23 protein-coding genes are annotated in these 25,224 nt (G+C 63.0%); 14 read left to right on the top strand and 9 right to left on the bottom strand.

What is annotated here, in order from left to right; all coding sequences use genetic code 11:
- Nucleotides 1-13: 13 nt before the first annotated feature.
- The 6 genes from C5L14_RS02090 to C5L14_RS02065 form a co-directional block, all read right to left on the bottom strand.
- Nucleotides 14-1,180, bottom strand: a complete 1,167-nt coding sequence (locus tag C5L14_RS02090) for an aminotransferase class V-fold PLP-dependent enzyme (protein WP_245443181.1) — start codon at nt 1,178-1,180, stop codon at nt 14-16.
- Between the two features lie 211 nt (nt 1,181-1,391).
- Nucleotides 1,392-1,766: an SPW repeat domain-containing protein gene (locus C5L14_RS02085; RefSeq protein ID WP_181160979.1), complete on the bottom strand. Its 375-nt coding sequence runs from the start codon at nt 1,764-1,766 to the stop codon at nt 1,392-1,394.
- Between the two features lie 130 nt (nt 1,767-1,896).
- The gene (locus C5L14_RS29880; RefSeq protein ID WP_146126809.1) at nt 1,897-2,373 is read right to left on the bottom strand and encodes a hypothetical protein; all 477 of its coding nucleotides are present in this window, start codon (nt 2,371-2,373) and stop codon (nt 1,897-1,899) included.
- 113 nt (nt 2,374-2,486) lie between these two features.
- Nucleotides 2,487-3,284 carry a CDP-diacylglycerol diphosphatase gene (locus C5L14_RS02075; protein WP_181160978.1) on the bottom strand — a complete coding sequence of 266 codons (798 nt, stop codon included), beginning with the start codon at nt 3,282-3,284 and terminating at the stop codon, nt 2,487-2,489.
- Between the two features lie 93 nt (nt 3,285-3,377).
- Complete coding sequence (locus C5L14_RS02070; protein ID WP_105860356.1) at nt 3,378-4,382, bottom strand: alpha/beta hydrolase; 1,005 nt, start codon at nt 4,380-4,382, stop codon at nt 3,378-3,380.
- A 14-nt stretch (nt 4,383-4,396) separates the two neighbouring features.
- Nucleotides 4,397-5,332 (bottom strand): MBL fold metallo-hydrolase, encoded by a 936-nt coding sequence (locus C5L14_RS02065; protein WP_105860654.1) that lies wholly within the window; start codon nt 5,330-5,332, stop codon nt 4,397-4,399.
- Nucleotides 5,333-5,431: 99 nt separating this feature from the next.
- On the opposite strand from C5L14_RS02065, the gene C5L14_RS02060 reads away from it, so the two are divergent.
- From C5L14_RS02060 to C5L14_RS02035, 6 genes are all read left to right on the top strand, one after another.
- On the top strand, nt 5,432-6,427 hold the full coding sequence (locus C5L14_RS02060; RefSeq protein WP_105860355.1) for a LysR family transcriptional regulator: 996 nt from the start codon (nt 5,432-5,434) through the stop codon (nt 6,425-6,427).
- Nucleotides 6,424-7,056 (top strand): SCO family protein, encoded by a 633-nt coding sequence (locus tag C5L14_RS02055; RefSeq protein ID WP_105860354.1) that lies wholly within the window; start codon nt 6,424-6,426, stop codon nt 7,054-7,056. Before C5L14_RS02060 ends, C5L14_RS02055 begins: the two co-directional genes overlap by 4 nt.
- A 2-nt stretch (nt 7,057-7,058) precedes the next feature.
- Nucleotides 7,059-7,526: a DUF411 domain-containing protein gene (locus tag C5L14_RS02050; protein ID WP_105860353.1), complete on the top strand. Its 468-nt coding sequence runs from the start codon at nt 7,059-7,061 to the stop codon at nt 7,524-7,526.
- Nucleotides 7,527-7,928: 402 nt separating this feature from the next.
- On the top strand, nt 7,929-9,875 hold the full coding sequence (locus C5L14_RS02045; RefSeq protein ID WP_105860352.1) for a PrkA family serine protein kinase: 1,947 nt from the start codon (nt 7,929-7,931) through the stop codon (nt 9,873-9,875).
- A 21-nt stretch (nt 9,876-9,896) separates the two neighbouring features.
- Nucleotides 9,897-11,204, top strand: a complete 1,308-nt coding sequence (locus C5L14_RS02040; RefSeq protein ID WP_105860351.1) for a YeaH/YhbH family protein — start codon at nt 9,897-9,899, stop codon at nt 11,202-11,204.
- Nucleotides 11,205-11,215: 11 nt separating this feature from the next.
- Complete coding sequence (locus tag C5L14_RS02035; protein ID WP_105860350.1) at nt 11,216-12,778, top strand: SpoVR family protein; 1,563 nt, start codon at nt 11,216-11,218, stop codon at nt 12,776-12,778.
- Nucleotides 12,779-12,811: 33 nt separating this feature from the next.
- On the opposite strand, the gene C5L14_RS02030 is transcribed toward C5L14_RS02035, so the two are convergent.
- Nucleotides 12,812-13,315, bottom strand: coding sequence for a hypothetical protein (locus C5L14_RS02030; RefSeq protein ID WP_105860349.1), 504 nt, complete (start codon nt 13,313-13,315; stop codon nt 12,812-12,814).
- Between the two features lie 435 nt (nt 13,316-13,750).
- Between C5L14_RS02030 and C5L14_RS02025 the strand changes: the two genes are divergently transcribed.
- The 3 genes from C5L14_RS02025 to C5L14_RS02015 all read left to right on the top strand — a co-directional run bounded on the left by C5L14_RS02025 (nt 13,751) and on the right by C5L14_RS02015 (nt 16,694).
- Entirely contained in the window at nt 13,751-14,764 is a 1,014-nt protein-coding gene (locus tag C5L14_RS02025) for an OmpA family protein (RefSeq protein WP_105860348.1), read from the top strand.
- Nucleotides 14,765-14,896: 132 nt separating this feature from the next.
- Complete coding sequence (locus tag C5L14_RS02020) at nt 14,897-15,787, top strand: DUF930 domain-containing protein (protein ID WP_181160977.1); 891 nt, start codon at nt 14,897-14,899, stop codon at nt 15,785-15,787.
- A gap of 193 nt (nt 15,788-15,980) precedes the next feature.
- Nucleotides 15,981-16,694: a L,D-transpeptidase family protein gene (locus C5L14_RS02015; RefSeq protein WP_105860346.1), complete on the top strand. Its 714-nt coding sequence runs from the start codon at nt 15,981-15,983 to the stop codon at nt 16,692-16,694.
- A gap of 105 nt (nt 16,695-16,799) precedes the next feature.
- On the opposite strand, the gene C5L14_RS02010 is transcribed toward C5L14_RS02015, so the two are convergent.
- Nucleotides 16,800-17,738 carry a hypothetical protein gene (locus C5L14_RS02010; RefSeq protein ID WP_105860345.1) on the bottom strand — a complete coding sequence of 313 codons (939 nt, stop codon included), beginning with the start codon at nt 17,736-17,738 and terminating at the stop codon, nt 16,800-16,802.
- A gap of 439 nt (nt 17,739-18,177) precedes the next feature.
- Here C5L14_RS02010 and C5L14_RS02005 point away from each other — a divergent pair, with 439 nt between their 5' ends.
- Nucleotides 18,178-18,621, top strand: a complete 444-nt coding sequence (locus tag C5L14_RS02005; RefSeq protein WP_181160976.1) for an SRPBCC family protein — start codon at nt 18,178-18,180, stop codon at nt 18,619-18,621.
- A gap of 99 nt (nt 18,622-18,720) precedes the next feature.
- Here the strand turns inward: C5L14_RS02005 and C5L14_RS02000 are convergent, their stop codons facing one another.
- Complete coding sequence (locus C5L14_RS02000) at nt 18,721-19,500, bottom strand: HAD-IIA family hydrolase (RefSeq protein WP_105860653.1); 780 nt, start codon at nt 19,498-19,500, stop codon at nt 18,721-18,723.
- 308 nt (nt 19,501-19,808) lie between these two features.
- Between C5L14_RS02000 and C5L14_RS01995 the strand changes: the two genes are divergently transcribed.
- The 4 genes from C5L14_RS01995 (at nt 19,809) to C5L14_RS01980 (ending at nt 25,213) form a co-directional block, all read left to right on the top strand.
- Nucleotides 19,809-21,371 (top strand): ABC transporter substrate-binding protein, encoded by a 1,563-nt coding sequence (locus tag C5L14_RS01995; RefSeq protein WP_105860343.1) that lies wholly within the window; start codon nt 19,809-19,811, stop codon nt 21,369-21,371.
- Between the two features lie 125 nt (nt 21,372-21,496).
- Nucleotides 21,497-22,477 (top strand): ABC transporter permease, encoded by a 981-nt coding sequence (locus C5L14_RS01990; RefSeq protein ID WP_105860342.1) that lies wholly within the window; start codon nt 21,497-21,499, stop codon nt 22,475-22,477.
- A 2-nt stretch (nt 22,478-22,479) separates the two neighbouring features.
- Nucleotides 22,480-23,388 (top strand): ABC transporter permease, encoded by a 909-nt coding sequence (locus C5L14_RS01985; protein WP_181160975.1) that lies wholly within the window; start codon nt 22,480-22,482, stop codon nt 23,386-23,388.
- Nucleotide 23,389: 1 nt separating this feature from the next.
- Complete coding sequence (locus tag C5L14_RS01980) at nt 23,390-25,213, top strand: ABC transporter ATP-binding protein (RefSeq protein ID WP_105860651.1); 1,824 nt, start codon at nt 23,390-23,392, stop codon at nt 25,211-25,213.
- The last annotated feature ends 11 nt before the right edge of the window (nt 25,214-25,224 follow it).

Genomic DNA, 25,224 nt, shown 5'->3' with positions numbered 1-25,224 from the left:
TCCCGCCTGGCGGCTACCGGATGTTCGCGGTGCCCACGACCTCGCCCAGCGCCCGTTCGAGATTGCCCACTGTGCGGTGGATGTCGGCGAGCTTGTCGAGGCCGAAAAGGCCGATACGGAAGGTCTGGAAATCGGCGGGCTCGTCGCACATGAGAGGGACGCCGGCGGCCGCCTGCACGCCGACCGCAACGAATTTGGCACCAGACTTGATACCGGGGTCGTCGGTGTAGCAGACCACGACGCCGGGTGCTCCGAAGCCCGGCGCGGCAACGCTGGCAAAACCGCGCTGGGCGAAGAGCTGGCGCACGCGAGCCCCGAGTTCGAGCTGCGCCGCCTTCACCTTCTCGAAGCCCCTCGCCTCGGTTTCCAGCACGGCGTCGCGGAACCCGCGCAAGGCATCGGTCGGCAAGGTGGCATGATAGGCATGGCCACCCTTCTCATAGGCCTCCATGATCTCCAGCCACTTCTTCAAGTCGCAGGCGAAGGACGAGCTGGTGCTGGCTTTCACCTGCGCTTTAGCGGCTTCGCTCAGCATGACGATGCCGCTGCAGGGAGAGGCGCTCCATCCCTTCTGCGGCGCCGAGATCAGCACGTCGACGCCGATCTCTTTCATGTCGACCCAGACACAGCCCGAAGCGATGCAGTCGAGGACGAAGAGCGCCCCGACCCTGTGCGCCGCATCGGCGATTGCCTTCAAATACCCGTCCGGCAGCATGATGCCGGAGGCGGTCTCCACATGGGGCGCGAAGACGATAGCCGGGCGTTCCGCTTCGATGACGGCCACAGCCTCCTCGATCGGCACGGGCTGGAAGGGTTGCTGGCGCGCGCCCGATTCCGCCTGCGTCTGGCGCGCCTTCAACACGATGCTTTCGGTGGGGATGGCGCCCATCTCGAATATCTGCGTCCAGCGATAGGAGAACCAGCCATTGCGGATGACCAGCACCTTCTTGTCCTGGGCGAGCTGGCGTGCCACCGCCTCCATCGCATAGGTGCCGCCGCCGGGCACCAGGGCCACGCCCCCTGCTTCTTCCACGCCGTAGACGCGGCGCAACGTTTGCGAGATGTCCCGCATGACACCTTGGAAGACCTGCGACATGTGGTTGAGCGCGCGATCGGTAAAGACCACCGAGTATTCGAGGAGACCGTCGGGATCCACGTTCGGCAACAAGGCAGTCATCATCTCTTCCCTTCTGGCGCGACTCGCATCCGGAGCGGAGACACTACAGCAATTGGATCCGCCGCCAAGCGTGTCCGACCGGCGGTTCGCGCCGTATAGCGCCCTCCTCGATTTGCTGGATAGGATCGGGCCATGACCGGCTTCTGGCCGGGGGCTGCCTGGTGAGCAGGCCAGGCCTGGCGAAAGGCCTGGCCACATCCATGCGGTCACGCACCTAGGCCGACATGTCGCGATTGCGGTCCTGCCAGAGTTCCAGGATCGCCAGGATCGCCACGAGCGCGCCAAGCACGATGTGCCAGTTGCGCAACGGAGGATCATAGCCGAACACGAAGGGCTGTATTGCCAGCCACACGCCGCAGGCGAGCGCCAGGATTTCCTCCCAGCGTCGCAGGAATACCACCTCCAGGCTGGCGAGCGCTACGACGGCCGCGCCGATCAGGGCTGTGACCAGCATCACGGTCGGCGTTTCGGTGATGCCGAGCCATAGCGGGGATATGATGATTGCGACGCCGAGGATCATCGAGGCGATGTCCTCCCAGCGTCGGTGCTGCAAGAGCCCCAAGGGCCCCATGACTTTGAATGTTGCCATAACGCGCCTCCTCTCAGGCTACGATGAGCTTGGCTCAAACGCCCTTGAGGACCACCGTGCGCTGCTTGAGAACATCCTCAGCCGGGCGTTCTTCGCACTGCCTGCATTATCTCAAGAAAACCAAGTGATTTCAATGCGTCTTATTATCCTCGGCAGTCCGTTCGACGTAGAGTCCAAGACATTTTGGGAAGCGAGACCTGCGATCGACCGGAACCGTTCTTCCCCCGATGATTTTATAGACGCATAGGCGGCTTATTCGGCGAAGTATTTGGCGATTAGAGAGGAACTGCCAATCGCAAAGGCGCGTTGAAACATAGAGTTGGAAGAAGTACGGTTCGAAGAAACCACACTTGGCTCTCGTATACCGTAGTACCGCGGCATTTCGCGCCACGACCAATGCCGCTTCGAAATCGAAGGGCAGTCCTGTGCCGGAACCGGACATTGCGCAGGTCGAGGCCCGCATGCCTGCGCTCGGAGCATTATCACGGCCGAATTCAAGATCGATCTCCTGGCCCTGCCGGCGGGCGAACGTATCCTGGCGCGCGGCAAGGCGATCAAAGACGACCGCACGCTGAGGTTCGGCCAGCCCGAGGTCTTTGCCGAGCACGTCTTCGGAATGCCCGACGAGCCTTACCGCACCGCACCGGCCCGTTCCCGTTCAATCCTCTCGGCCTCATCGCGCTGCATCGTAGCAGCGGTCGGGCTCTGCTCCCAGCCGGTCTATCGCGACGGCTTGGCCAGCAGGCAGGTCGTATCGATCAGATCCTCGCCGTGAGCCGGCGAGCCGTCCTCCCGGCGTCGGCTGAGTATATAAAAGCCCTTGCTCCCGTCCTTGAAGACCGCACCGACCACGACGATGGTGTAAAGGCCCATCGCTGTCCTGGCGCCGGGAATGTCATCGGCGAGCTTATGGAACGGGTTGAAGCCGGAGAGACCGTCCCGCGCCAGCTTGAGACCGAAATAGGATGGATCGGGTGGCGGCAGCGCCAAGGGCGACCAGCCTTCCGAAAGCTGCGCTTCGCTGTCCTCCAGAGCTTTGCGAACGTCCGGCCTGACACAGCCGACATGGATATGAAGCTGGTTCTGGGATCTGTCTTTCGCCGAATTCACGGCCAGTGCGACCATGCTCCAATCGAGGTCGCGCCTGAGGATCGCGCCGAGATAGGAGCGCGCGGCCCAGCCATGCTCGAAATAGTTCTCCGCATCGGGCGCCAGCAGGGCTCCGTCCTCGATCCCGGTGATGCGTTTCGTCGGGATGAGCAGGTAATTGTAGGGCTTTGTCGGAGCATTGTCCTTGAGGACGGCAAAGCCACGATCGACGCCCTTGCTGAGGTCGACCTCGGCGCAATGCTTGAGCTCGGCCTGCTGCTGTTGTTCCGGCACACATTGTCCATTGACGACCTTCCAAAGGGCATCGGGATCGAGAAACCTTGCGAGGAAGAAGAACAGGGCGAGGCCGGCCAGTGCGGCGGCGATGGCGAGAGCCATCACGCTTCTGCGCCAGCCGATCGCGCGCATCCTCGTGCCTTTCTTTCCTTGGGCCATCGATCCCGAGGGCTCGCCCCACACCCCCGGAGCCGTCAAGGCTCGGCATGTGCGAACGCGCTCCTGCTATCGAGCCAAATAATCACCCTGCATGAAACCTTCATTAAGGAAGCCGATCACCGTATCGAAAGCCTGCGCCCTGTTTCTTTCCATGAGCACCATGTGCGTTGCCTGCCCGATCTCGACGAACCGCTTGTAAGGCGCTCTGGTGAGACGGGCGAACAGGTCATGCGCCATATCGAACCGGACGTCGACATCCCACTCCGCACCGATCACGAGCACCGGACAGCTTATGCCGGCCGGATCGTAGAGCGGCCTGCCAGCGGTCCAATGCTCGCGCACGTCCTGCACGGCACCGGAAGGGGCTCTGATCGTGCCCGGCATGGGCGAACCCGCATCGGTCGCCAGGGTCGCCTTCTCCCAGGCCTCGAACCAGCCCTTGGGAATCAGGGTCCCCCTCGCCTCTTCGGGCGCCGGCGCTTGCCATCCTGCCTCGAAAGCCCGCGGGCTCACCAGGCGATAGGCTCCCAGCGGCCCTCCCGCATCAATGCGCAATGGCTTTTCCGAGAGCCAGAGGGGCGTCACCAGCACCAATTTCTCGACAGGTGCTTCGGGCCGGCTGGCAAGGATGCCGGCAATTGTCGCGCCCCAGGACATGCCGAGCACACCGAGCCGCGCAATGCCACGCTCGCGGCGGATGAAGTCGACCGCCGCGGCAAGATCCCGCGCCGCGGTAAGGGCCGGCGTCAGCGGAACGCCGCCTTCGGGCGGCTGCTCCATCTCGGGCGGACGGGTGGAGCCACCATAACCGCGCGCATCGATGGCCCAGACATCGTAGCCCGCACGTGCCAATACATCCATGAACGATCCCTCGCCTACGGGCACGTCGAACAGGCTCGCCGATGAAAACGTCGCACCGTGCATCATCACCAGGGTTCGCTCGGGGCTGAAGGTGTTCATACCGTCCGGCCGCTTGTTGAGGAGCTGCAGCTGGACGCCGGGCGTGTCGCTCGCGATCAGCTGGGCCCGGACAATGATGTGCGGTATCGACGGGGTTTCGGTTGAAGTCATGACAGGTTCCTCGATCAGACGAATTGCCAGCTGAAGGCGTTGCCGTCGCGGCGGACGCGGCCGGCGGAGGTCTCTGCAAAATGCGTGGTCAGTACCAGGGCGCCGGTCTCGGCGGCATGGTTCAGTGCCCAGTGGCGCGAGGCCGTGGCCGCCTGCGGAAACTCGCAATAGGCCGAGTTCCAGTCTGGCCTGGTAATCTGGAGGGGATGATGCAGCACATCGCCCCAGAACAGGGCGTATTCGCCTTCGGAGCGAAAGCCGATCGAGGCGTGATCGATACTGTGGCCGGGGCTGGGAAGGAAGAAGAAGCCCTCCTCCGCCTGCGAGCCATCCACCGTGATTTCGCGGGCGAGCCCAGCTTCGACAATGGGAACCACGCTGTCTTCGTAGACGCCGGGTAGCGGCAGGCGCGCCATGGGACCGAGGCCCGCTTCGGCCCGCAGATCCATGTCCGAACCCGTCGCCGCGGCGAGCGCCGCGTTATAGGCGCGTTCACGGGCGGAAAAGACATGGCGGGCGTTCGGAAAGGTCGGGACCCAATGCTCTCCCGTCCAGCTCGTATTCCATCCGACATGATCGGCATGAATGTGGGTCAGCAGGACCAGATCGACGTCGTCCGCCCTGACGCCCGCCGCCTCCAGGCGCTCGAGAAACGGCTCGTTGAGATGATGCAGTACCGCCAGGCCCGGCCGTTCCTTGTCGTTGCCGGAGCCCGTGTCGACGAGGATGACCCGATCGGGCGTCGTCACCAGCCAGGCGTGGATGCTCTGGCGCAACAGCCCCGTGTGCCGATCGACCGATCCCGGTCCCAGCCTTCGGGCTTCGTCGGCTCCGGCGGCGGAATCGTAATCGGGATAGAGAAGGGTGGGGTCGACCCCATCGAGTGCCAACTCCGGAATCTTGGTGATGGTGGCTGCACCGACCCGATAGGATCCGAAGGCGCGTTCCATATCCTGCTCCCTATGCTTGACGTCTGCCGTCTCGAAGAAAGGCATTGTCCGGTGCAGGATTTAGCTCTATCGAGATCATATTAGAAATCGATACGGCTCATGTCGCGCATCAACCATTTCGATCTTCGCTCCTTCGACCTCAACCTGCTGGTGGCTTTCGATGCTCTGATGCAGGAGCGCAGTGTCACGCGGGCGGCAACCCGTCTCAAGGTTGGACAGCCGGCGATGAGCCACAGCCTGTCGACCTTGCGCGTGCTGCTGCAGGACGAGCTCTTCGTCCGCGTGGGAACTGTGATGCAGCCAACCGCCTATGCTTTCGCCCTGGCCGAACCCATCCGCGTCGCGCTGGCACAGATTCAGGCTGCTCTCCATGCCCCCTCGATCTTCGAGCCGGCAACCGAAGAGCGCACGTTCCGCCTTGGCTTCTCCAGCGAGGTCGAACTCTTGCTGATACCCGAGCTCACGGCACGCCTTCGCCGCGCCGCACCCGGCGTGAGGCTGCTTAGCCGGCAGACCGGAAGCGACGAGGTCCATCGCCTGCTGGATGACGGCACCCTGGACCTTGCCGTCGGCTGCTTCCAAGCCGTCGCTCAGCGCCACAAGGCGCAATTCCTGTTCGAGCAGGCCTTGAGCTGCGTCTTCAATCCTGGCCAGCTCGATATCGGCATGCCGATCAGCCTGACCGATTATCTGGCGCTGCCACATGCGCTGGTCACGCTGACCGACAGCCTGCAAGGTTGCCTTGAAGCCGCCCTCGACGCCATCGATGCCAAGCTCAACGTGGTATCGGCATCGTCCGAGTTTCTGAGCGTGCTGGCGACGGTAGCCGCCTCCCCGACGATCACGACGATACCAACGCGCATGGCGCAGCTTTACGGGCCGCGCTTCGGCCTGGCGGCGGGCCCCGCTCCGCTCGATCTCACGCTGCCGGCCGTCTCGATGGTCTGGTCGGCCCGCCTCGATCAGGATCCGGCTTCGTCCTGGTTCAGGACCGAGGTTGCCGATACGCTCCGCGCCTTCGAACAGGAGACCGGGACCGCACCGAGACAAAGGAGCCGAACGGAATTGACGTTGGAATTGGCAGGGGCACGATGACAGTCCTGAAAATCATTCGCATCGCCGCTTGGAGCGCCGTCGCCGGAGCCACGCTCCTGCTCGCCGCGAATACCGTGCTGCCGCAAGGCTGGAAAGACGAGGCTGCCAAGCCGGCGACCGACCGGCCCGTCATCGACATGGCCAGGGTCGGCGGCCCGTTCCGGCTCACCTCGCACAAGGGAGAGACGATCGACAATGCGCGTCTGGCCGGCAAGCCCTATCTTGCCTTTTTCGGCTTCACCCATTGCCCCGACGTCTGCCCGACCACCCTCTCCGATCTCACCGAGCTGATGGGCACGCTCGGCCCCGCCGCGGATGCTTTCAACGTCCTCTTCGTCACCGTCGATCCCGAACGGGACAGCCAGGAGCTTCTGGCGCAATACATGGCCTCGTTCGATGCGCGCATCCTCGCCTTGCGCGGCAGCCGGGCGGATACCGATGCCGTGGTGAAGGCCTTTGCCGCCTACGCCCGCAAGGTACCGATGGAGGGCGGCGAGTACACCATGGATCATAGCGCCGGCGTCTATGTGATGGACGCCAATGGCAAGTTCGCCAGTATGCTGGACATGCACGAACCGCGCGAGACCAAACTTCAGAAATTACGTCGAATTATCGATTCAAAAGCCTGAAAATGAAAAGAAATTCAGTTAAGAAGATCCTTCGAAGCCTTTCGGTTGCGGCGCTGGTTTCCCTGCCCGGCCTTGCCCATGCGGCGGGGCCGGCCATCGAGATCCTCACCACCGGGGGCTGCAGTTGCTGCCTCGCCTGGGCCCGCCATCTGCAGGAACAGGGCTATGCGACGGATGTCCGGCAACTTCCGTCGGAGGAGTTCCAGCGGCGCAAGCTCCAATCGGGCGTCAAGCCGGATCTCGCCTCCTGCCATACCGGCTTGATCGGCGGCTATGTCATCGAAGGCCATGTTCCGGCTCGCGAGATTGCGCGCCTGCTCTCCGAACGCCCCGATGCGGTCGGGCTGGCGGTACCCGACATGCCCATCGGTTCGCCCGGCATGGGCGAAGGCAGCGCCGATGCCGAGCCATACGATGTCCTGCTGCTGCGCAAGGACGGGACCACCCAGGTTTTTGCCCGCTATCGATAGCAGCGGCGGCTGCCCCGACGCCGGTCGCGTCGCTTTGCCGCGGCTTGCCGGGGGCGGCAAAGCACACCTCTGCATCACGCCACCCTTCTGGGTTCCCCGGCAGCGTATTTTGGCTGTGAACGGTGCGCACATGCACGGACGAATCAACGATGATGCGCTAGATTGAGCTTTGTTGATCAGCCGATTCATACTTGCGGCGATGGCCACAAGCGTGAGGTGGCGGAGCGACGAACATTAATTTTTCGATCGCATCTGGATAAAAATACTTACCGGCACCAGACTACCATAATCTGCCGCAATCTTAGCGGATGTTCTTTGTGAGTCACTCGGAACTCTACGGGTTTCCTGCAGTTGAGTGAGCAAGGGCGCAGTCGACCCGATCAGCCACCATGGGAGGCTGCCATGACTGAGAGAAGCGACGTTTTCGACCTGTTTGCGGAACATTATACCAACGCGGCCCAGGAGGAGATGAGCCTCCAGCAATATTTGCTGGCGTGCCGCGAGGACCCGTCGATGTACGCCTCCGCGGCCGAGCGAATGATCGACGCGATCGGCGAGCCGAGACTGGTCGATACCAGCAAGGACGAGCGCCTCGGGCGGATTTTCGCGAACCGCACGGTCAAGACATATCCGGCCTTCGCCGATTTTTACGGCATGGAGGATACGATCGAGCGTCTCGTCGGCTATTTTCGCTATGCCTCCCAGGGCCTGGAAGAACGCAAGCAGATCCTCTACCTCCTCGGTCCCGTTGGCGGCGGCAAGTCTTCCCTTGCGGAACGGCTGAAGAAGCTGATGGAAGAACGCCCCATCTACACGCTCAAGGTCGGCGGTAAGATAAGCCCGATCTTCGAATCGCCGCTCGGCCTCTTCAATCCGGACCGGATGGGCGACCTCCTGGAAGACAAATATGGCATCGCACGGCGGCGTCTGAACGGCCTGATTTCCCCATGGGCGGCCAAGCGCCTCGACGAATTGTCCGGCGACATTTCCAAATTCAGCGTCGTCAAGCTGGTGCCTTCGCGGCTGCGCCAGATCGGCATCGCCAAGACCGAGCCCGGCGATGAAAACAACCAGGACGTTTCGGCTCTGGTCGGCAAGGTCGATATCCGCCAGCTGGAACATTTCAGCCAATCGGATCCCGACGCCTATTCCTACAGCGGCGGGCTCAACCGCACGACCCAGGGGCTGCTCGAATTTGTCGAGATGTTCAAGGCGCCGATCAAGGTTCTGCACCCCCTGCTGACCGCCACCCAGGAGGGCAGCTACAACGGCACCGAGAATTTCGGCGCCTTCCCCTATCAGGGCATCGTCGTGGCTCATTCCAACGAGTCGGAATGGCTGCAGTTCAAGAGCAACAAGAACAACGAAGCCTTTCTCGACCGCATTCTCGTGGTCAAGGTTCCCTATTGCCTGCGTGTCACCGAGGAAAGGCAGATCTACGAGAAGCTGCTGCGCGAAAGCGAACTGGCAAGCAGCCCCTGTGCGCCGGAAGTGCTCGACATTCTCAGCCGATTCTCGGTATCGACCCGGCTGGCCGAGTTCGACAATTCGCCGCTCTACACCAAGATGCGCATCTATGACGGCGAAAATCTCAAGGAACTGGATCCCAAGGCGAAGGCCGTTCAGGAATATCGCGACGCCGCCGGCGTCGACGAGGGCATGACGGGCGTCAGCACGCGCTTTGCCTTCAAGATCCTGTCGCAGACCTTCAACTACGACACCCAGGAACTGGCCGCCGATCCCGTGCATCTGATGTACATCCTGGAGGAGGCGATCAAGCGCGAGCAGTTCGCGAAGGAGACGGAAACGGCCTATCTCGACTTCATCAAGTCGGAGCTGGCGAGCCGCTACGCCGAATTCATCGGACACGAGATTCAGAAGGCCTATCTGGAATCCTATTCGGAATATGGCCAGAACCTGTTCGACCGCTACATCGCCTATGCCGATGCCTGGGTCGAGGATCAGGATTATAAGGATCCCGATACCGGCCAGGTTCTCAACCGCGAGGTGCTGGACAAGGAGCTGTCCCAGATCGAGAAGCCGGCGGGCATCGCCAACCCCAAGGATTTCCGCAACGAGGTGGTGAAATTCACGCTTCGCGCCCGCGCCAAGAACCATGGCCGCAACCCGGCCTGGACCAGTTATGAAAAGCTGCGCGAAGTCATCGAGAAGCGGATGTTCGGGCAGGTGGAGGATCTCCTGCCGGTGATCAGCTTCGGCTCCAAGCAGGACAGCGTCACCGAGAAACGGCATACGGAATTCGTGCAGCGTATGGTGGAGCGCGGCTACACCAAGCGGCAGGTGCGTCGGCTGGTGGATTGGTATATGCGTGTAAACAAGGCGGGTTGATCCCGGCCGGGTGGTGTCCCCATGCCAATCTTCATCGATCGCCGCCTCAACCCCAAGGACAAGAGCCTGGGCAATCGCCAGCGCTTCCTGCGTCGTGCGCGAGCCGAGCTGAAGCAGAGCATCCGCGATCAGATCAAGACCGGCAAGATCGCGGATGTGGATGCCAAGCATTCCGTCTCGATGCCGGTGCACGGCACGAGCGAGCCGACCTTTCGCGAGGCGCGGGACAGCGGCAGCCGTCATCATGTTCTGCCCGGCAACAAGCAGTTCGCGCCGGGCGACAGGGTTTCCAAGCCCAATCAGGGTGCCGGATCGGGTTCGGCTCCGGGTCTGACTGCCTCGGAGGATGATTTCCGCTTCGTGCTGACTCGCGAAGAGGTGCTCGACCTCTTCTTCGAGGATCTCGAACTGCCCGACATGGTCAAGCTCAACCTCAAGGAAATCCTGATCGTCAAGCCGCGGCGGGCCGGTTTCTCGGTGAGCGGCTCGCCGACCAACATCAATGTCGGGCGTACCATGCGCAACAGCCATGGCCGCCGAATTGCTCTCAAGCGCCCGAAACAGGAGGAGCTGGACGTTATCCTCCAGGAATTGCAGGAGCTCGATTCCGGTGCAGCCGGTGCCGCTGCCCGGCAGCGCATCGCCGAGCTGCGTGCGGAACTCGACCGGCTGGAGCGCCGGCGCAGGGTGATCTCCTATATCGATCCCGTCGACATCCGCTTCAATCGCTTCGACGCGCAGCCGCTGCCGAACGCCAATGCGGTGATGTTCTGCCTGATGGACGTGTCCGGCTCGATGGGAGAACGGGAAAAGGATCTGGCCAAGCGCTTCTTCGTCCTGCTGCACCTGTTCCTGAAGCGGCGCTACGAACGCACCGACATCGTCTTCATCCGTCATACCCACGAGGCCCAGGAGGTCGACGAAGAGACCTTCTTTTATTCGACCCAGAGCGGCGGCACCGTGGTCTCGACAGCGCTCGAAGAGATGCAGCGTATCATCAAGGAGCGCTATCCCTCCAATGAATGGAACATCTATGCCGCCCAGGCTTCGGACGGCGACAACATCGCCACCGATTCCGGGCGTTGCATCGCGCTGCTGGACGGCGAGATCATGCGCCTGTGCCAATATTTCGCCTATGTCGAGATCATTGACGAGCGCGAGAGCCATATCTTCGGCGGCACCGAGAACGGAACCTCGCTCTGGCAGGCCTATGCGGCCGTCACCGAACGCTGGGCGAACTTCCAGATGAGCCGCATCGCCAAGGCTTCGGACATCTACCCGGTCTTCCGCCAGCTCTTCACCAGGCAGCCCGCCTCGCAGGGCGGGTGAAAGGAGCGCCGATGCCCAAGCCGACGCCCAAGCACGCGCCCAACACCGACTTGCTGTTCTCCGGCTCGGATTGGAATTTCAAGACATTGTCGCGGGCCTATGACGCCATCGAGGCGCTGGCGGTGGAGGAGCTCCATCTCGATACCTATCCGGTGCAGATGGAGATCATTTCCTCCGAACAGATGCTCGACGCCTACTCGTCCGTCGGCATGCCGCTGATGTACCGGCATTGGTCGTTCGGCAAGCATTTCCTCCATCAGGAACTGATGTATCGCAAGGGCGGCCGTGGACTCGCCTATGAAATCGTCATCAATTCCAACCCCTGCGTCGTCTATCTGATGGAAGAGAACACCATGGCCCTGCAGGCCCTGGTAACCGCCCATGCGGCGCTCGGCCACAATCACTTTTTCAAGAACAACTACCTGTTTCAGCAATGGACGGATGCGGGCGCGATCCTGGGCTATCTCGATTTTGCCAAGGGCTTCATCACCCGCTGCGAGGAACGGCATGGCGTGGCTGCGGTGGAGGCCATTCTCGATGCCGCCCACGCGCTGATGGAACAGGGCGTGTTCAGATATCGCCGCCCGCCCAAGCTTTCCTCGGAAAAGCAGCGCGAGGGGGTGCGCGAGCGGCTGGAATATGAAGAGCGCACCTACAACGATCTCTGGCGCACGCTGCCGCCCGCCAAGGGCGGGGACAAAGCGGAGGACGCCAGGGACGGCTCTCCCGAACGCAAGAAGGCTCTCAATCTTCCCGAGGAAAACCTGCTCTATTTCCTGGAGAAGAACAGCCTGATCCTCGAACCCTGGCAGCGCGAGATCCTCAGGATCGTCCGCGTCATCGCGCAATATTTCTATCCGCAGCGCCAGACCCAGGTGATGAACGAAGGCTGCGCGACCTTCGTGCATTACACCCTGATGAACGCGCTGTTCGACCGGGGCCGGATCAGCGAAGGCGCGATGCTCGAGATCCTGCGCAACCACTCCAACGTGGTATTCCAGCCGGGTTATGACGATCCCCGCTTTTCCGGGATCAATCCCTATGCGCTGGGCCTCGACATGATGCAGGACATCCAGCGCATCTCGACCGAACCGACGCAGGAAGATCGCGACTGGTTTCCCGAATTTGCGGGCAACGGCAATTGGCGCGAGGTCTTGCTCGACGCCTGGGCCAATTACCGCGATGAGTCCTTCATCCGCCAATATCTCAGCCCGACGCTGATCCGCAAATGGCGGATGTTCGTCCTGTCCGACGCCGCCAACGAATCCTTCTACAAAGTCGCCTCGATCCACAATGAGCGCGGCTATGAGAATGTCCGCGCCGCCCTCGCCCACAGCTATGATATCGGCGCGAACCGCTCGGACATCCAGGTCGTGGACGTCGATCTGCTGGGCGACCGGCAACTGCGCCTGCAGCACAAGGTCAATGACGGCATCGTGCTGGAGCCCAACAGCCGCGACGCGACGCTGCGTCATATCCGCAGCCTCTGGGGCTACGAAGTGAGCCTGGAGGGCGTCGACGCCCGCACGGGAAGCAGGATCTATGAATGTTCGACTCGCCAGGTAGCGGGGTGAACCAGCCGCGGCCCGACGCGCGATGGGCGCCGGTCAGGGCTTGCCTGGCTCCAGCGTGATGCGGGCCTGCCGAGCCGTGACCGTGCCATCCACGCCGTAGTTCGCGCTCCATTCGAAGCGCAGGCCCTGCTCGACCCGTGTGACATCCAGTTCGAAGATGATGCCCGGGACCATGTCGAAATCGCTGCACTCGATGGTGCTCACGCCTTCCAGGGCGAAAGTGACGACGGCATGTTTTTCGGCGAGCAGATGGCCGTCGTCATCGGCCTTGTCCGTGAGGATCCAGGCATGGATCCGCATGAGCCCCTGCCCCTTGCCGAAGAAGGCGATCTCCAGCAAATGGCCATCATGGAAGCGCGGCACGCCGCCGAACCAGGCGAGCAGTTCCTCTCCGCCGGGCAGCTCGTGCAGGATTGAAGCAGGCGCGGTCACCGGTTCACCCACGGCCGTTTTAGGCTTCATTGCGAACGTGGCGCACTCGTCGAGCAGATCAGCCGGTTGATCGATGCGCGCATGGCCGGAGCGCTGCTCCAGCACGGTATGGATTTGCGGCCGTCGAGCAAGACTTCGTGGATGAGAGCTTCGCCGGCCGGCACGAGCTTCACGAAACGGGCCCCTCGTTCTCGGTGGAGATGCCGGCCTTGACGATACCTATCCGGGGTCCCGCTTTTGGGGGATATACGGATCGGACCGGAGGCATAATATAGCGTGATCCGGCAACGGTGCGCCTGGGTAGGGAGCCCTGATCCGCCCGCTTTTGGCTGCAGGGAAGTGCTGGCGGCGAGTGAATTGAAATAAGCCGCCAGGGCGGGCCTCGCGATCTCATGCATGAAGGCGGTTAAGCAGCCGCAAAATCCCTTTCCATGACGTTCTCGGTTTCTCCAACCCGCAACAGAGCGATCGGTCCCGCAGCTCGCCAGGCGATGCGCTCGGGCCGATCGTTCCGCCCAGGAACGGACTTGTGGAGCGAACATGACCGACCAATACATACCCGGCGTCTGGTCGACGCGTTACGAACAACTTTCCGCCCCCGAACGCGACTATGTGGCCGGAGAGGCCGATCGCCGGTTTCGCGCGCGTACCGGCATCTCGCGCAAGCTCGACCCGAAGGCGGACCACAATCTCGTGGTCCAGTGGCTTCGCATTCGCGACGAGGTCCTGGCCCAGCTTAGCGGCAAGGGACCCGGCAATGCGAACAAGACCGGCGACGGCCTCGCCCTCTGGCTGCCCGCGCCGATGAAGAACTTCGCGTTCTTTCTTCTCTACAATTACGATGTCGGCAGCGACGCGCCCAAGCCGCTGCACCTGAAGGCGATAGACGGTGTGATGCGCTTGTTCCTCAAGGCAAATGCCGAGCTCAGGATCGGCGTCGAAGGCCACGCCAGCCGGACTGGCGGGGAGAGATATGACAACAGCGGTCTTTCCGAACGACGCGCGGCAAACATCGACAAATATTTGCGCAAGCTCGCCGGCTCATCGGCAAAATTCTTCACCTCCGGCGGCTCCGGCGCCAAGCAGCAGGTATCCGCCAATCCATTCTATCGCGATACCTGGCCCCACTTGGAATCACTCGACGAGGACGAACGCGACCGCTCCGTGGTCGTCACCTTCCAATGGCAGCCGCCCGGGATCCTGGATGCGCTCGATCAACCCAATATCGACTGGGACAAGGCGTTCGATCACGCCGCGCCCTACGCAGCTTTTGCCTATGTGAGCACCATGGGGCTCAAGATCGCGTCCGACAATCTGTCGCCCATTCAGTTGGGCGGCGTACCGGTTCCCTGGAACCCTTATACGGGCTGGCCGACGAGCTGGACCACCGGCAATCCCGACGCCGACCAGGTGATGCAGGCAATGGGCAAGATGATGATCGACAATATCGAGGCAGCCGCCGCGAGAAAAGGTTACAAGATCACGCGCGACGACATCATCCGGCACTATCAGGATTGGCTGAAGAACCCGAAAAACAAGTGGGTAAATCCGTAAGGCTTGAGTCCTGTCTCGCCATGCCCGAGCGCCGGCATGCATCCGCACGCCGCCCTCCCCGCCGGACGGATATTTCGATCCGGCCGGCCGGCGCGCTTGATACCGCCGATATTTCACTCCACATCTTTCGGGATGAGAAACGACCAGCCGGATCAGCGATTGTGGAGGTGGAGCCTGCTGGCCGCGCTTCTCCTCAATTTGCTGGTCGCCGCGCTCATCCTGCCGCGATCGCTGGTCTCGCCCCTGAAGGAGGAGCAGGCGATAACGGTCGACCTGGTGCAATCGATCGAACCGCCCCCGAAACCGAAAGCCGAAGCTCCGCCACCAACCAAGCCCGCGCCGCCACCGGCAGACGGTGCGGCGAAACCACTGTCACCCAAGGCGGCGGATGAACAGCAGGGCACGCAGCCTATCGTGAAGCCGGTATTTCTTTTTGGCGACAAGGACCGTGGGCCCCGAAAAGCTTGGGATGGCAACAGTTCTGAAACCGGTTCTGCCCGCCCCCCGGCCCGACCTGATCCGGCTCAGGCACCTGTCCCGACAACGCCGCCCGTGACGACGGCTGCAACCGAGCAGGGCCCGCCGGATGCCTCAACAAAGACGGCAGCTGCACCTGCCCAAACTCAATCTCAATTCCAGACTCAAGTTCAACCAGGTTCTAAGCTTCACGAAGCCAAGACATTGTTTTCGCAGGAGACGTCCAACGACATCAACGCAATGATTGCGATGGGCAACATGTCCCGCGGCGAGCGGGCCGGCCAGCTTTGCATCACGGAGCTGCATGAGCAATTGCTGCACGCCTCACCTCCCTATATCCCGGACATGCTGCCTCGCGAGCGACTCGAGCAAGGCAGCGTGCTCGAAGATGCCAAGGCGGCGTTCTCCTCCAATTCGCAATGGTACGATCTGAGTTATCGTTGCGAAGTCGATGCCCAGGCCACCAAGGTCACCGCCTTCGCCTTCCAGGTCGGCAGTCCGGTCCCGCGCAGCGACTGGAAAAGCCGCGGGCTGCCGTCACCATAGGCCAGGCATGAATGCCCGCTCGGTCCCGGGACGCCGCCTGAGGCCGCCGATTTTGGTGCATGGTGGGGGGCTCGGCAGAGGCCGGAGCTTGCCAATCGGCCCGTCTAAGGGCAATTTCAGCCCAGCGAGACACTCGGCGGCCGATGCCGCTGGCTTCTCCGGTCGGGCAACGGGACATGGGAACGCGCAAATCATGATCATGGACGGTGGAATTGCCGATGCCGGCGAGATGGACGAGGTCGCCCGGCTTGGGCTTGGATCGGGGCCCGTCAGCCGCCGCTCGTTTCTGGTCGGCTCTGCCGCCGTCGGTCTCGGCGCCTTGGGGCTGGCCGGCTGCGCAACCTCCGGCGGTATGAGCCGCGCCGAGGCCGCGAGGCTCTATGCGGCGGTGCCCGAGGAGAAATTCCCGATCCCAGCGGTCGATGTCAGCAAGATCGACCCGAAATATTATCGCCGGAAAGTGCAGTACCCCAGCAAGGAAGCGGCCGGCACGATCATCGTTGATCCGAGCAAATATTATGTCTACCGCATCGAGGGCGACGGGATCGCCACCCGTTATGGCGCCAATGTCGGCCGTCAGGGCTTCCTGTGGCATGGGGAAGCCTATGTCGGGCGCAAAGCCGAGTGGCCGGTGTGGACGCCGCCCAGGGAGATGATCGCGCGCCAGCCGGAGGCCGCCAAATATGCGGGTGGTATGCCGCCCGGCCTGAACAATCCGCTCGGTGCCCGCACGCTCTATCTCTATCAGAACGGCAAATACACGCTCTACACGATCTACAGCACCATCATTCCACAGTCGATCGGCTCCGGCGTTACGAGCGGCTGTACCGGCCTTCTCACCCAGGACATGCTCCACCTCTATGGCCAGACGCCTGTCGGAACGAAGGTGGTCGTCCTGCCGGCGTAAGGCCCGGTGCGGATTTCCGGCGGATTGCTGCCTTATCGCTGAGGTCGCGGCATTGCGGCCTCGCAAGAAGCGCTGAAGAAAAGCGGGGACGCCCGAAACCGGGCGCTATGTCCAGGCGTTGAGATCGCTGACGAGCTGCCTGTCCAGCCACAGGCTTTCCAGGCCGCTGGAAAGCAGGATGCCGCCGCGGTCATGGTGGCCGCTCCCCCCCAAATTGCGTTTGTGGTGCAGGAAGTGGCCGACCTCATGCGCCATCACACCGATGAACGCCTCGCCGAGGTCGAACACCCCTGGATTGCCCTGGTCGACGACCACGCAGACCTGCTCGTCGGGCAGAAACTGCCCGGCCGCTTCGCTCGCCGTGGCATCGTAGTCGCCCACCAGAAAGCAGGTGAGATCGGCGCCGCGCTGCTTGAGCGGCACGATGTCCTGGCGGAAGACGTCCCGCATGATCTTCGGGCCCAGGGCCTTTTCCACCATGATCCAGTCGGCTCCGGCCGGCGTGAAGAAGATGTTGGTCTGGGCCCCGAAGATCCAGTTCAGCCGGGTTAGGAACCAGGACGCGTCCTCCGGCTTGAATTTCGTTGCGTTGACAACCTTGCCCGCCTGGTCGAAATGCCTGAGGAACTTGAAGGCGATCGAGTAGCTCTTGCGCGGCATGATGGCGACATCGAGCTTGATGACCGTGCTGCCGCGCGTGCCCGTGAGCGTGGGAATGCCGGTCCCTCTGGCCTGGATCTTGAGGGCGCGTGCCCCCGCCTGCGGCCGTATGGCGCCATAGAGCGCGGTGCGCAGGCGCAGCAACTGATCGTCGCGCTCCTGGCTTTTCTGCGGCCCATAGCGCGCATCGATATAGTCCTGAGCAACGCCTTCGACCTGCTCGAGCTTGATATCGTCGATCTGCAGCCGGGCGTGATCATAGGCCAGGTGCACGCCCTTGGCATCCCGCAGGCAGACCAGGTTGAAGCCACCATACGGAACAATCATGAAGTTTTGCGCAGTGTATACGCCCGACTGCTGCAGGAACTGAACGAAGCTCGCCATGTCGTTCCCCAGCCTCGATCCACGATGGTGTCGCACCCGGCCCATCGTGGCCGCGGGAACCATCTGTGGCCATCACTGTCGGGTTGAGTGAACAATATAGCGGAAACCGGCTTTGAGAGGCAATGTACCGGTACCGTCAAACCTCCGGTTGAAATTCGCCTTGGAGGCTTGCTGCTGAGCCGGTGCGGCCGGCCCAGGCCTTGTCTCCCGGACGGACCCGACGCGCCGCACCCGCCGGACCATCTTGGAACGGATATTCGGGACGCTTCAGCGGGCAGAAGCCGGTGCCCGGAAAAAATCTGCACCGCTCTGTCGGACCGGCGGAAGAGCGTTCGTCCTTGGGGCATGGCAAGATGCTTTCCACCAGGACTTCCTTCTCTCCAAGCCGAGCGCTTTTTCCAAGCCACGAGCGTTCTTCCAAGCCAAGAGGACCATGACCATGCCCAGCACCATCCGCCTGCACCGCGTCCTGGCGACCAGTCCCGAGAAGGTCTACCGGGCCTTCCTCGAAGCGGACGCCCTCGCCAAATGGCTGCCGCCGAACGGCTTCACCTGCACCGTGCATCAGTTCGAGCCGGCGGTCGGCGGCACGTTCAAGATGTCGTTCCGCAACTTCACCACCGGCCATAGCCATTCGTTCGGCGGCGAATATCTCGAACTCGTGCCGGGTGAGCGGCTGCGCTACACGGACAAGTTCGACGATCCCAATCTCGCGGGGGAGATCGTGGTGACGGTGGCGCTGAAGAAAGTATCCTGCGGCACCGAACTGAACATCGAGCAGGCCGGCATCCCCGACCTCATCCCGCCGGAGGCCTGCTATCTCGGCTGGCAGGACTCGCTGCGCAATCTGGCGCGGCTTGTCGAGCCCGAGATCAATCAATAGTCTTCGGTTTCATAGGGCCAGGGTGCCCGACATGGCGCGCCCTGGCCACCTGAACCGTTTTCCAGCAAAGCCGATAGCGTCGTCTGCCGATGACGAGGTTCAATCCGCAATCAGTTCCAGCAGGCTCGCCACTTCGAGATCCGGCGTCACATCCGTCCGGGCGGCCACCGCCACGCCCGTCGTCACCAGCACGGAGCGCAGGCCCGCCCGCTGGCCGGCCAGGATATCGGTGGCGATCTGGTCGCCGATCATGATCGTCCCGTCCCGAGGCGTGCCGAGAAAGCCGAGAGCCTCCTCGATCATCAGCGGCTCGGGCTTACCCACCACGATCGGCCGGCAGGATGGCACCGCCGCCTGGACGGCCGCCATCAGCACGCCGACGCAGGGCTCATAGCCGTTCTCGATAGGCACCAGCAGGTCGGGATTGGTCACCACCACCGCCGCTCCGCCGAGTGCGGCACACACCGCCGTGCTCAGTTTCGTGTAGTTCAGTTGATAGTCGAAGCCGAGCACCACGACCTCGGCATCGTCCCCCGCCGGGGTGAAGCCGGCAGCCTCCAGCACCTCGAACAGGGGCCGTTCGCCGATGGCGAAGACCCGCGCTCCCGCAGGCCAGCGCCTGCGCATCAGGCTCGCCGTGGCCGAGACCGCGCAGAAGACCTGTTCCGGTTCGGCGACAATTCCCATCCGCGTGAGCCTGGTGGCAAAATCGGCCGCGGATTTGGTGGCGTTGTTGGTGACGAAGGCATAGGGAATCCCGTCCGCATGCCAGCGCCGGAAGGCCTCGACGGCATCGGGAATCGGGCTGCTGCCACGATAGGCCACCCCGTCTAGATCCGAGACGATCCCCTTCAGATTGATGGATTCGAATGACGGCATCGCCGAGGTTCCCTGACACGATTCGGCCCCGATCATAGGCCGGCCCGGCACGTGGCGGCTATTGCCCGAACTCCTCCATTCCTGTGCCGGCAGCCGCGTCGATACAGACCCCAGTTTCCATGCCTTTTCATTGGGCATGGCGCGAGAAGGGTCAGCAATGGAATCGTGGAGCGGCAGGCATCAGGCTCCGGCGCCATCTGGTCTAGAGTTTCATCACCCGCCAACGACAAGGCGGGACGGCTCGGCACTGCGTCGGATCGGAAGGCGAGCCCGAAAAACTTCTGCGCCCCCATTCAGAGGAACGAGAGATGATCAACCGCAGAGACCTTATGCTGGGCGCGCTGGCTGGAGCCGGCGCCTTCGGCTTCGGCCGCGTCAACCCCGACTTCCTGGTCAACTCGGCCTTCGCCGCCGAAGGCCGGCCGCTGCGCTTCCTCGGCGCCGAAGCGCTGACCGGCAATTGGGATCCGACCACCCATACCAATCTCGGCCAGCTCATCGTCGAGGGTTTCGTCTTCGGCTATCTCACGCGCGCGCCGATGAAGCCGGACAATCCAGAAGAGCTGGTGTTCGAGCTGGCCGAGTCTCTCAAGCCGATCGACACCTACACGCTGGAGGTGAAGCTGCGCAAAGGCGTGAAGTTCCACGACGGCACGCCCTTCACCTCGGCCGACGTCAAGGCCACCTACGAATATGGCTCCCAGCCCGACAGGCCGGCGCAATGGTATCCAGGCCCGGTCAAGGTCGATATCGTCGACGAGCACACCTGCCACATCAACACCAAGGACTATGGCTACCCGGCGGCGCTCTACTACTATCTCTCGTCCTTCCTGCCGATCATGGCGGCCAAGGACGTCGCCAACAAGGCGCAGCTCTCGGCCCGCATGAACGGCACCGGCCCCTTCAAATATGTCGACCAGAAGGGCGACACCACCATCCTGGCCGCCAACACCGACTTCATATTCGGCGCGCCCAAGATCCCGGGCGTCGAATATCATTTCGTCGGCGACACCACGACGCGCACGCTGTCCCTGCTCAACGGCCAGGCCGACATCATCGAGCGGCTGGAGCAGGAGCAGGTCGACACCATCGCCAAGGACGACCGCTTCGCCATCCACAAGGCGGTATCGGTCGAGAACAAATATCTGTTCTTCCGCTGCTCCAAGAAGCCCTTCGACGATCCGCGCATCCGCCTCGCCGCCTGCCATTCGATCGATCGCAAGCAGGTGCTGGAGGTCCTCGGCGTCTCCGGCACCTTCTCCAAGGCCCATATCTCGCCGGTGAAGTTCGGCTATACCGAAGTCGCCGACTATCCCGAATATGATCCGGACAAGGCCCAGGCCCTGCTGGCCGAGGCGGGCTTCCCCAAGGGCGAGGGCCTGCCGGAACTGACCTATTATTCCTCGGTGGGCTTCTATCCCAAGACCAAGGAATATGCCGAGCTGATCACCGGCATGCTGGAGGAACAGGGCTTCAAGGTGAACCTGCAGACCCTGGAAGTCGCGGCCTGGGGCAACCTGCTCTACGACAAGCCGGGCGGTGGCGAAGGCCATATGATCGACTGCGGCTGGTGCACGGGTTCGCCCGAACCGGACCTGGTGATCCGCACTCACTTCCACTCCTCCTCCAAGCGCATCACCGGCATCGTCGACAAGGAAATCGACGCGGCGCTGGACAAGGAGCGCAATGCCGCTTCGATCGAGGAGCGCAAGAAAATCCTGCAGACGGAAACCTTGCCGATCATCGCGCGCAAGGCGCCGGCGCTGGCTTTGTTCACCTCGGTGTTCATCCACGCCTACTCCAAGAAGCTCGACGGTCTCTACATCTACCCGAACGGCATGCAGGACATGAGCAAGGCAAACCTGGCCTGAGCCGCAAGGGACTGGAGCCGGTCCCCCCGGCCGGCTCCTCTTTTTTGTCCTCTCCCTCCAGGGGAGAGTCATGGGGATCCCGGCGGGCCACTATCCGTCACGCGATTGCTTGAGACCGTTTGCCGATGCTGATTGTCGAATTCCTGATCAAGCGGATCGCCCAGGGCCTGCTCATCGTGGCCCTGACATCGCTGATCATCTTCACGCTGCTGCGCGTGGTCCCGGGCGACCCCGTCCGCCTGATCGTCGGCGGCATGGCGCCGGACAATGTCGTCGAGGAAGTCGCCACCAAGATGGGCCTGCGCGACCCGATCATCGTGCAGTATGGCCGCTACATGATGGGCCTGGCCAAGGGCGATCTCGGCCAGTCCTATATCAGGCCGCGCAGCGGCGGCGTCGCGGCGGGCGGGCAATATGTCGATCCGACCAAGGCCGAGATGGCACCGGTGGCAGACCTCATCCTCGAGCGCCTGCCGCTGACCCTGCAGCTCGCGGGCGTCGCCCTGGTCTTCGCGCTGCTGATCTCCTTTCCGATCGGGCTTGCCGGCGGGCTCAACCAGCATGGCTGGCCGAATGCGCTGGCCTTCGGGGTGCAGTCACTCTTCGTCTCCATCCCGAATTTCTGGCTCGCCATCGTGCTGATCCTGTTCCTGTCGGTGAAGCTCGATTGGCTGCCGGCACTGGGCTACAAGGGCTTCAGCTATGTGCTCCTGCCGGCCTTCGTGCTGGCGGTCGAGATCTCGCCCTTCATCATCCGCACGCTGACCACCTCGCTGGGGGAGGTGATGCAGGCGCCCTTCATCGACGAAGCCCGGGTGCGCGGCCTCTCGCGCCGGCGCATCGTCTATTCCCACGCTTTGCGCAACGCTTCCGTGCCGCTGGTCAACCTGCTCGGCATTCAGCTTTCCACCCTGATCGGCGGCGTGCTGGTGATCGAATACATCTTCGACTATCCGGGCCTGGGCAATCTCACCGTGGTGTCCGTGCTCGGCCGCGACTTTCCGGTGATCCAGGGCATCGCCATCACCACCAGCGCCGTCTTCGTCTTCATCAACATCCTGGTCGATCTCGTGGCCTATCTCATCGACCCCCGCGTGGAGATCTGAGCATGAGCACCATGACCAGCGACGCCGCGCCCACCCTCGAACGGGCCCAGTCGATCAGCCGCCGCATCCTGGCCAGCGCCTGGGCCATGCCGAGCTTTCGCGTCGGCCTGTTCGTTTTCCTGGCGATGCTTCTCGTCTCGGCGATCTATCCGGAACTCTCCTCGATCTCCGCCACCAAGATGGTGGTGAAGGACAAGTTCATTCCGCCTCTGTTCCTCGGCGAGAAATGGACCTGGCTGCATCCGCTCGGCACCGACCAGCTCGGCCGCGACATGCTGCTGCGCTGCCTGATCGGCCTGCGCTATTCGCTGCTGATCGGCGTGGTCACGGTGGCGCTGGTCTTCCTGATCGGCTGCGGGCTCGGCCTGCTCGCCGGTTTCAAGGGCGGCTGGTGGGACACCGTCATCATGCGCATCACCGATGCGCAGCTCTCGATCCCGATGATCATCCTGGCCATCACCATCCTGGGCGTGACCAAGCCGGAAGTGCACACCATCATCATCGTGCTGGCCCTCTCCGGCTGGCCGCTCTATGCCCGCGTCGCGCGCAGCGCCGCCGTCACCGAGCGCGGCAAGGAGTATGTGCGCGGCCTGCGCGTGCTCGGGGCCGGCGACTGGCGCATCCTGCTGCTCTATGCCGCCCCCAACATCCTGCCGCCCATCGCCTTCGTCGCCGTGCTGGACGTCGCCCGCATGATGATCTTCGAGGCGATCCTCGGCTTCCTCGGCCTCGGCATCCAGCCGCCGACGCCGAGCTTCGGCTCGATCATTTCCGACAGCCGCAAATATCTCATCAATGCCTGGTGGATCGCCACCAGCCCCGGCGTGTTCCTGGCCCTGGCGCTGACTTCGATCAACCTGATGGGATCCGCCCTCGAAAAGGCGCGCAACAAGATCTATGGAGGCGCCTGAGATGGACAATTCGCCGATCCTGGAAACTCGCCATCTCACCGTCGGTTCGCCCCGCGACGAGGCGCCGGTGCTCGAAGACATCACGCTCACGCTCCATAGCGCCGAGATCCTCGGCATCTATGGCGAGAGCGGCGCCGGCAAGACGGTGCTGACCCGCGCCCTCGCCAACTGGCTGCCGGAGAGTCTCGCCTATCGTCGCGGCTCGGTGCTGTTCGCGGGCAAGGACGTCACGACGGATTCCGCCGGCAACAGCTTCATCGTCGGCCGCGACATCGCCTATATCGGATCCAAGCCACAGAGCTCGCTCGACCCGACCCAGCCCGTCGGCGTGCAGATCTGCGAGAAATTGCGCAGCGTGCGCCCGGCCTGGAGCAGGAAGGAATGCCAGGAGCGCGTCGTGCAACTGCTCAGCGAAGTCCGCATCCCCTCCCCCCGGGAGCGGTACTTCGAATATCCCTCCAAATTCTCCGGCGGCATGATGCAGCGCGCCATGATCGTCGACGCCATCTGCGCGGAACCGGCCGTGCTGATCGCGGATAACATCACCCAGCCGCTCGACGTCACCATCGCGGCCCAGATTGTGGCGCTGCTGCACGACCTCTGCCAGCGCCACAAGATGGCGACGATCTATCTGTCGTCTTCGCTGGCGACGCTCGGCCAGTTCGGCGGCCGCACGGCCGTGCTGCATCGAGGCCGCCTGGTGGAGGAACAGCCTTTCTCCGAGCTGATGCGGGCGCCCGGTGACGACTACACCCGCCGTGCCATTGCCAGCGTGCCGCGCATCTGGTCGACGCGTGACCAGCCGGTCTCGCGCCGGAACGACAGTGACGCGCCGCTGATGCGGGTGGCCGAGGCCCATCGTACCTATCTCGCCCGCAAGCGTGGCACCTTCAACACCTACCGCCACATCCAGGCGGTGCGCGGCGTCAGCTTCGACATCCTGCCGCGTGAGAATTTCGGCATCGTCGGCGAATCCGGCTGCGGCAAGTCGACCCTGACCCGCCTGCTCGCCTGGCTGGAGGCGCCCGACAAGGGCGACATCATCCTCGGCGGCGTCTCGCTGCGCACGCTCTCCGCCCAGCAATTGCTCGCCAAGCGCGGCGAGTTCCAGCTCCTGCTGCAGGATCCCTACAACGCCCTGCCGCCGCGCACGACGGTGGGACGGATGATCGAGGAAAGCCTGCTGATCCGCGGCAGCCATTCCGGCAAGGCCCTGCACGAGCGCGTCATCGCCGCCATGCAGGAGGTCGGCCTGTCGCCGCGGCTCTATGATGAATTGCCGAACGCCCTCTCCACCGGCGAGCGCCAGCGCATCTCGATCGCCCGCGCTTTGGTGCTCTCGCCCAAGCTGCTCATCCTCGACGAGACCCTGTCCGCCCTCGACCAGCGCGAACAGGCCAAGCTCATCGAGCTGTTCTCGAGCCTGCAGGAGAAGAACGATCTCACCTATGTGTTCATCTCCCACGACCTCGCCATGGTCCGGAAGGTGTGCACCCGCATCGCGGTGATGTATCTGGGCGAGATGGTCGAGATCGCCGACAACCACGATCTCTTCTTCGAGCCGCAGCATCCCTACACCAAGGCCCTGCTTTCGGCCGCGCCGACCTTGGAGGAAAAGCCGTTCGACCCTCAGGATTATCTGCTCGAAGGCGAACCGCCGAGCCCCATCGATATCCCGCCCGGCTGCAGCTTCGCCTCCCGCTGCCCCAAGGCATTCGCGCGCTGCCGCACGGAGACGCCGGCATTAAGGGAATACCGCCCGGGCAGCTTGGCTGCCTGCCACCTGCTCGACATCGAGGCGGGTGAGAAGTCGGCGGCGGCTTGAGTGGGTCGAAC

Origin of the sequence: Labrys okinawensis (assembly GCF_002982075.1) — a bacterium.
GTDB lineage: Bacteria > Pseudomonadota > Alphaproteobacteria > Rhizobiales > Labraceae > Labrys > Labrys okinawensis_A.
Note: the sequence above shows the minus strand (reverse complement) of the source record. Positions and strands in the feature narration are given on the sequence as shown.

Bases quoted from the DNA above. Each gene is read 5' to 3' on its own strand.
- C5L14_RS02090 (WP_245443181.1), bottom strand. From the start codon at position 1,180: ATGATGACTGCCTTGTTGCCGAACGTGGATCCCGACGGTCTCCTCGAA.
- C5L14_RS02085 (WP_181160979.1), bottom strand. From the start codon at position 1,766: ATGGCAACATTCAAAGTCATGGGGCCCTTGGGGCTCTTGCAGCACCGA.
- C5L14_RS02075 (WP_181160978.1), bottom strand. From the start codon at position 3,284: ATGCGCGCGATCGGCTGGCGCAGAAGCGTGATGGCTCTCGCCATCGCC.
- C5L14_RS02070 (WP_105860356.1), bottom strand. From the start codon at position 4,382: ATGACTTCAACCGAAACCCCGTCGATACCGCACATCATTGTCCGGGCC.
- C5L14_RS02065 (WP_105860654.1), bottom strand. From the start codon at position 5,332: ATGGAACGCGCCTTCGGATCCTATCGGGTCGGTGCAGCCACCATCACC.
- C5L14_RS02060 (WP_105860355.1), top strand. From the start codon at position 5,432: ATGTCGCGCATCAACCATTTCGATCTTCGCTCCTTCGACCTCAACCTG.
- C5L14_RS02055 (WP_105860354.1), top strand. From the start codon at position 6,424: ATGACAGTCCTGAAAATCATTCGCATCGCCGCTTGGAGCGCCGTCGCC.
- C5L14_RS02050 (WP_105860353.1), top strand. From the start codon at position 7,059: ATGAAAAGAAATTCAGTTAAGAAGATCCTTCGAAGCCTTTCGGTTGCG.
- C5L14_RS02045 (WP_105860352.1), top strand. From the start codon at position 7,929: ATGACTGAGAGAAGCGACGTTTTCGACCTGTTTGCGGAACATTATACC.
- C5L14_RS02040 (WP_105860351.1), top strand. From the start codon at position 9,897: ATGCCAATCTTCATCGATCGCCGCCTCAACCCCAAGGACAAGAGCCTG.
- C5L14_RS02035 (WP_105860350.1), top strand. From the start codon at position 11,216: ATGCCCAAGCCGACGCCCAAGCACGCGCCCAACACCGACTTGCTGTTC.
- C5L14_RS02025 (WP_105860348.1), top strand. From the start codon at position 13,751: ATGACCGACCAATACATACCCGGCGTCTGGTCGACGCGTTACGAACAA.
- C5L14_RS02020 (WP_181160977.1), top strand. From the start codon at position 14,897: ATGAGAAACGACCAGCCGGATCAGCGATTGTGGAGGTGGAGCCTGCTG.
- C5L14_RS02015 (WP_105860346.1), top strand. From the start codon at position 15,981: ATGATCATGGACGGTGGAATTGCCGATGCCGGCGAGATGGACGAGGTC.
- C5L14_RS02010 (WP_105860345.1), bottom strand. From the start codon at position 17,738: ATGGCGAGCTTCGTTCAGTTCCTGCAGCAGTCGGGCGTATACACTGCG.
- C5L14_RS02005 (WP_181160976.1), top strand. From the start codon at position 18,178: ATGCCCAGCACCATCCGCCTGCACCGCGTCCTGGCGACCAGTCCCGAG.
- C5L14_RS02000 (WP_105860653.1), bottom strand. From the start codon at position 19,500: ATGCCGTCATTCGAATCCATCAATCTGAAGGGGATCGTCTCGGATCTA.
- C5L14_RS01995 (WP_105860343.1), top strand. From the start codon at position 19,809: ATGATCAACCGCAGAGACCTTATGCTGGGCGCGCTGGCTGGAGCCGGC.
- C5L14_RS01990 (WP_105860342.1), top strand. From the start codon at position 21,497: ATGCTGATTGTCGAATTCCTGATCAAGCGGATCGCCCAGGGCCTGCTC.
- C5L14_RS01985 (WP_181160975.1), top strand. From the start codon at position 22,480: ATGAGCACCATGACCAGCGACGCCGCGCCCACCCTCGAACGGGCCCAG.
- C5L14_RS01980 (WP_105860651.1), top strand. From the start codon at position 23,390: ATGGACAATTCGCCGATCCTGGAAACTCGCCATCTCACCGTCGGTTCG.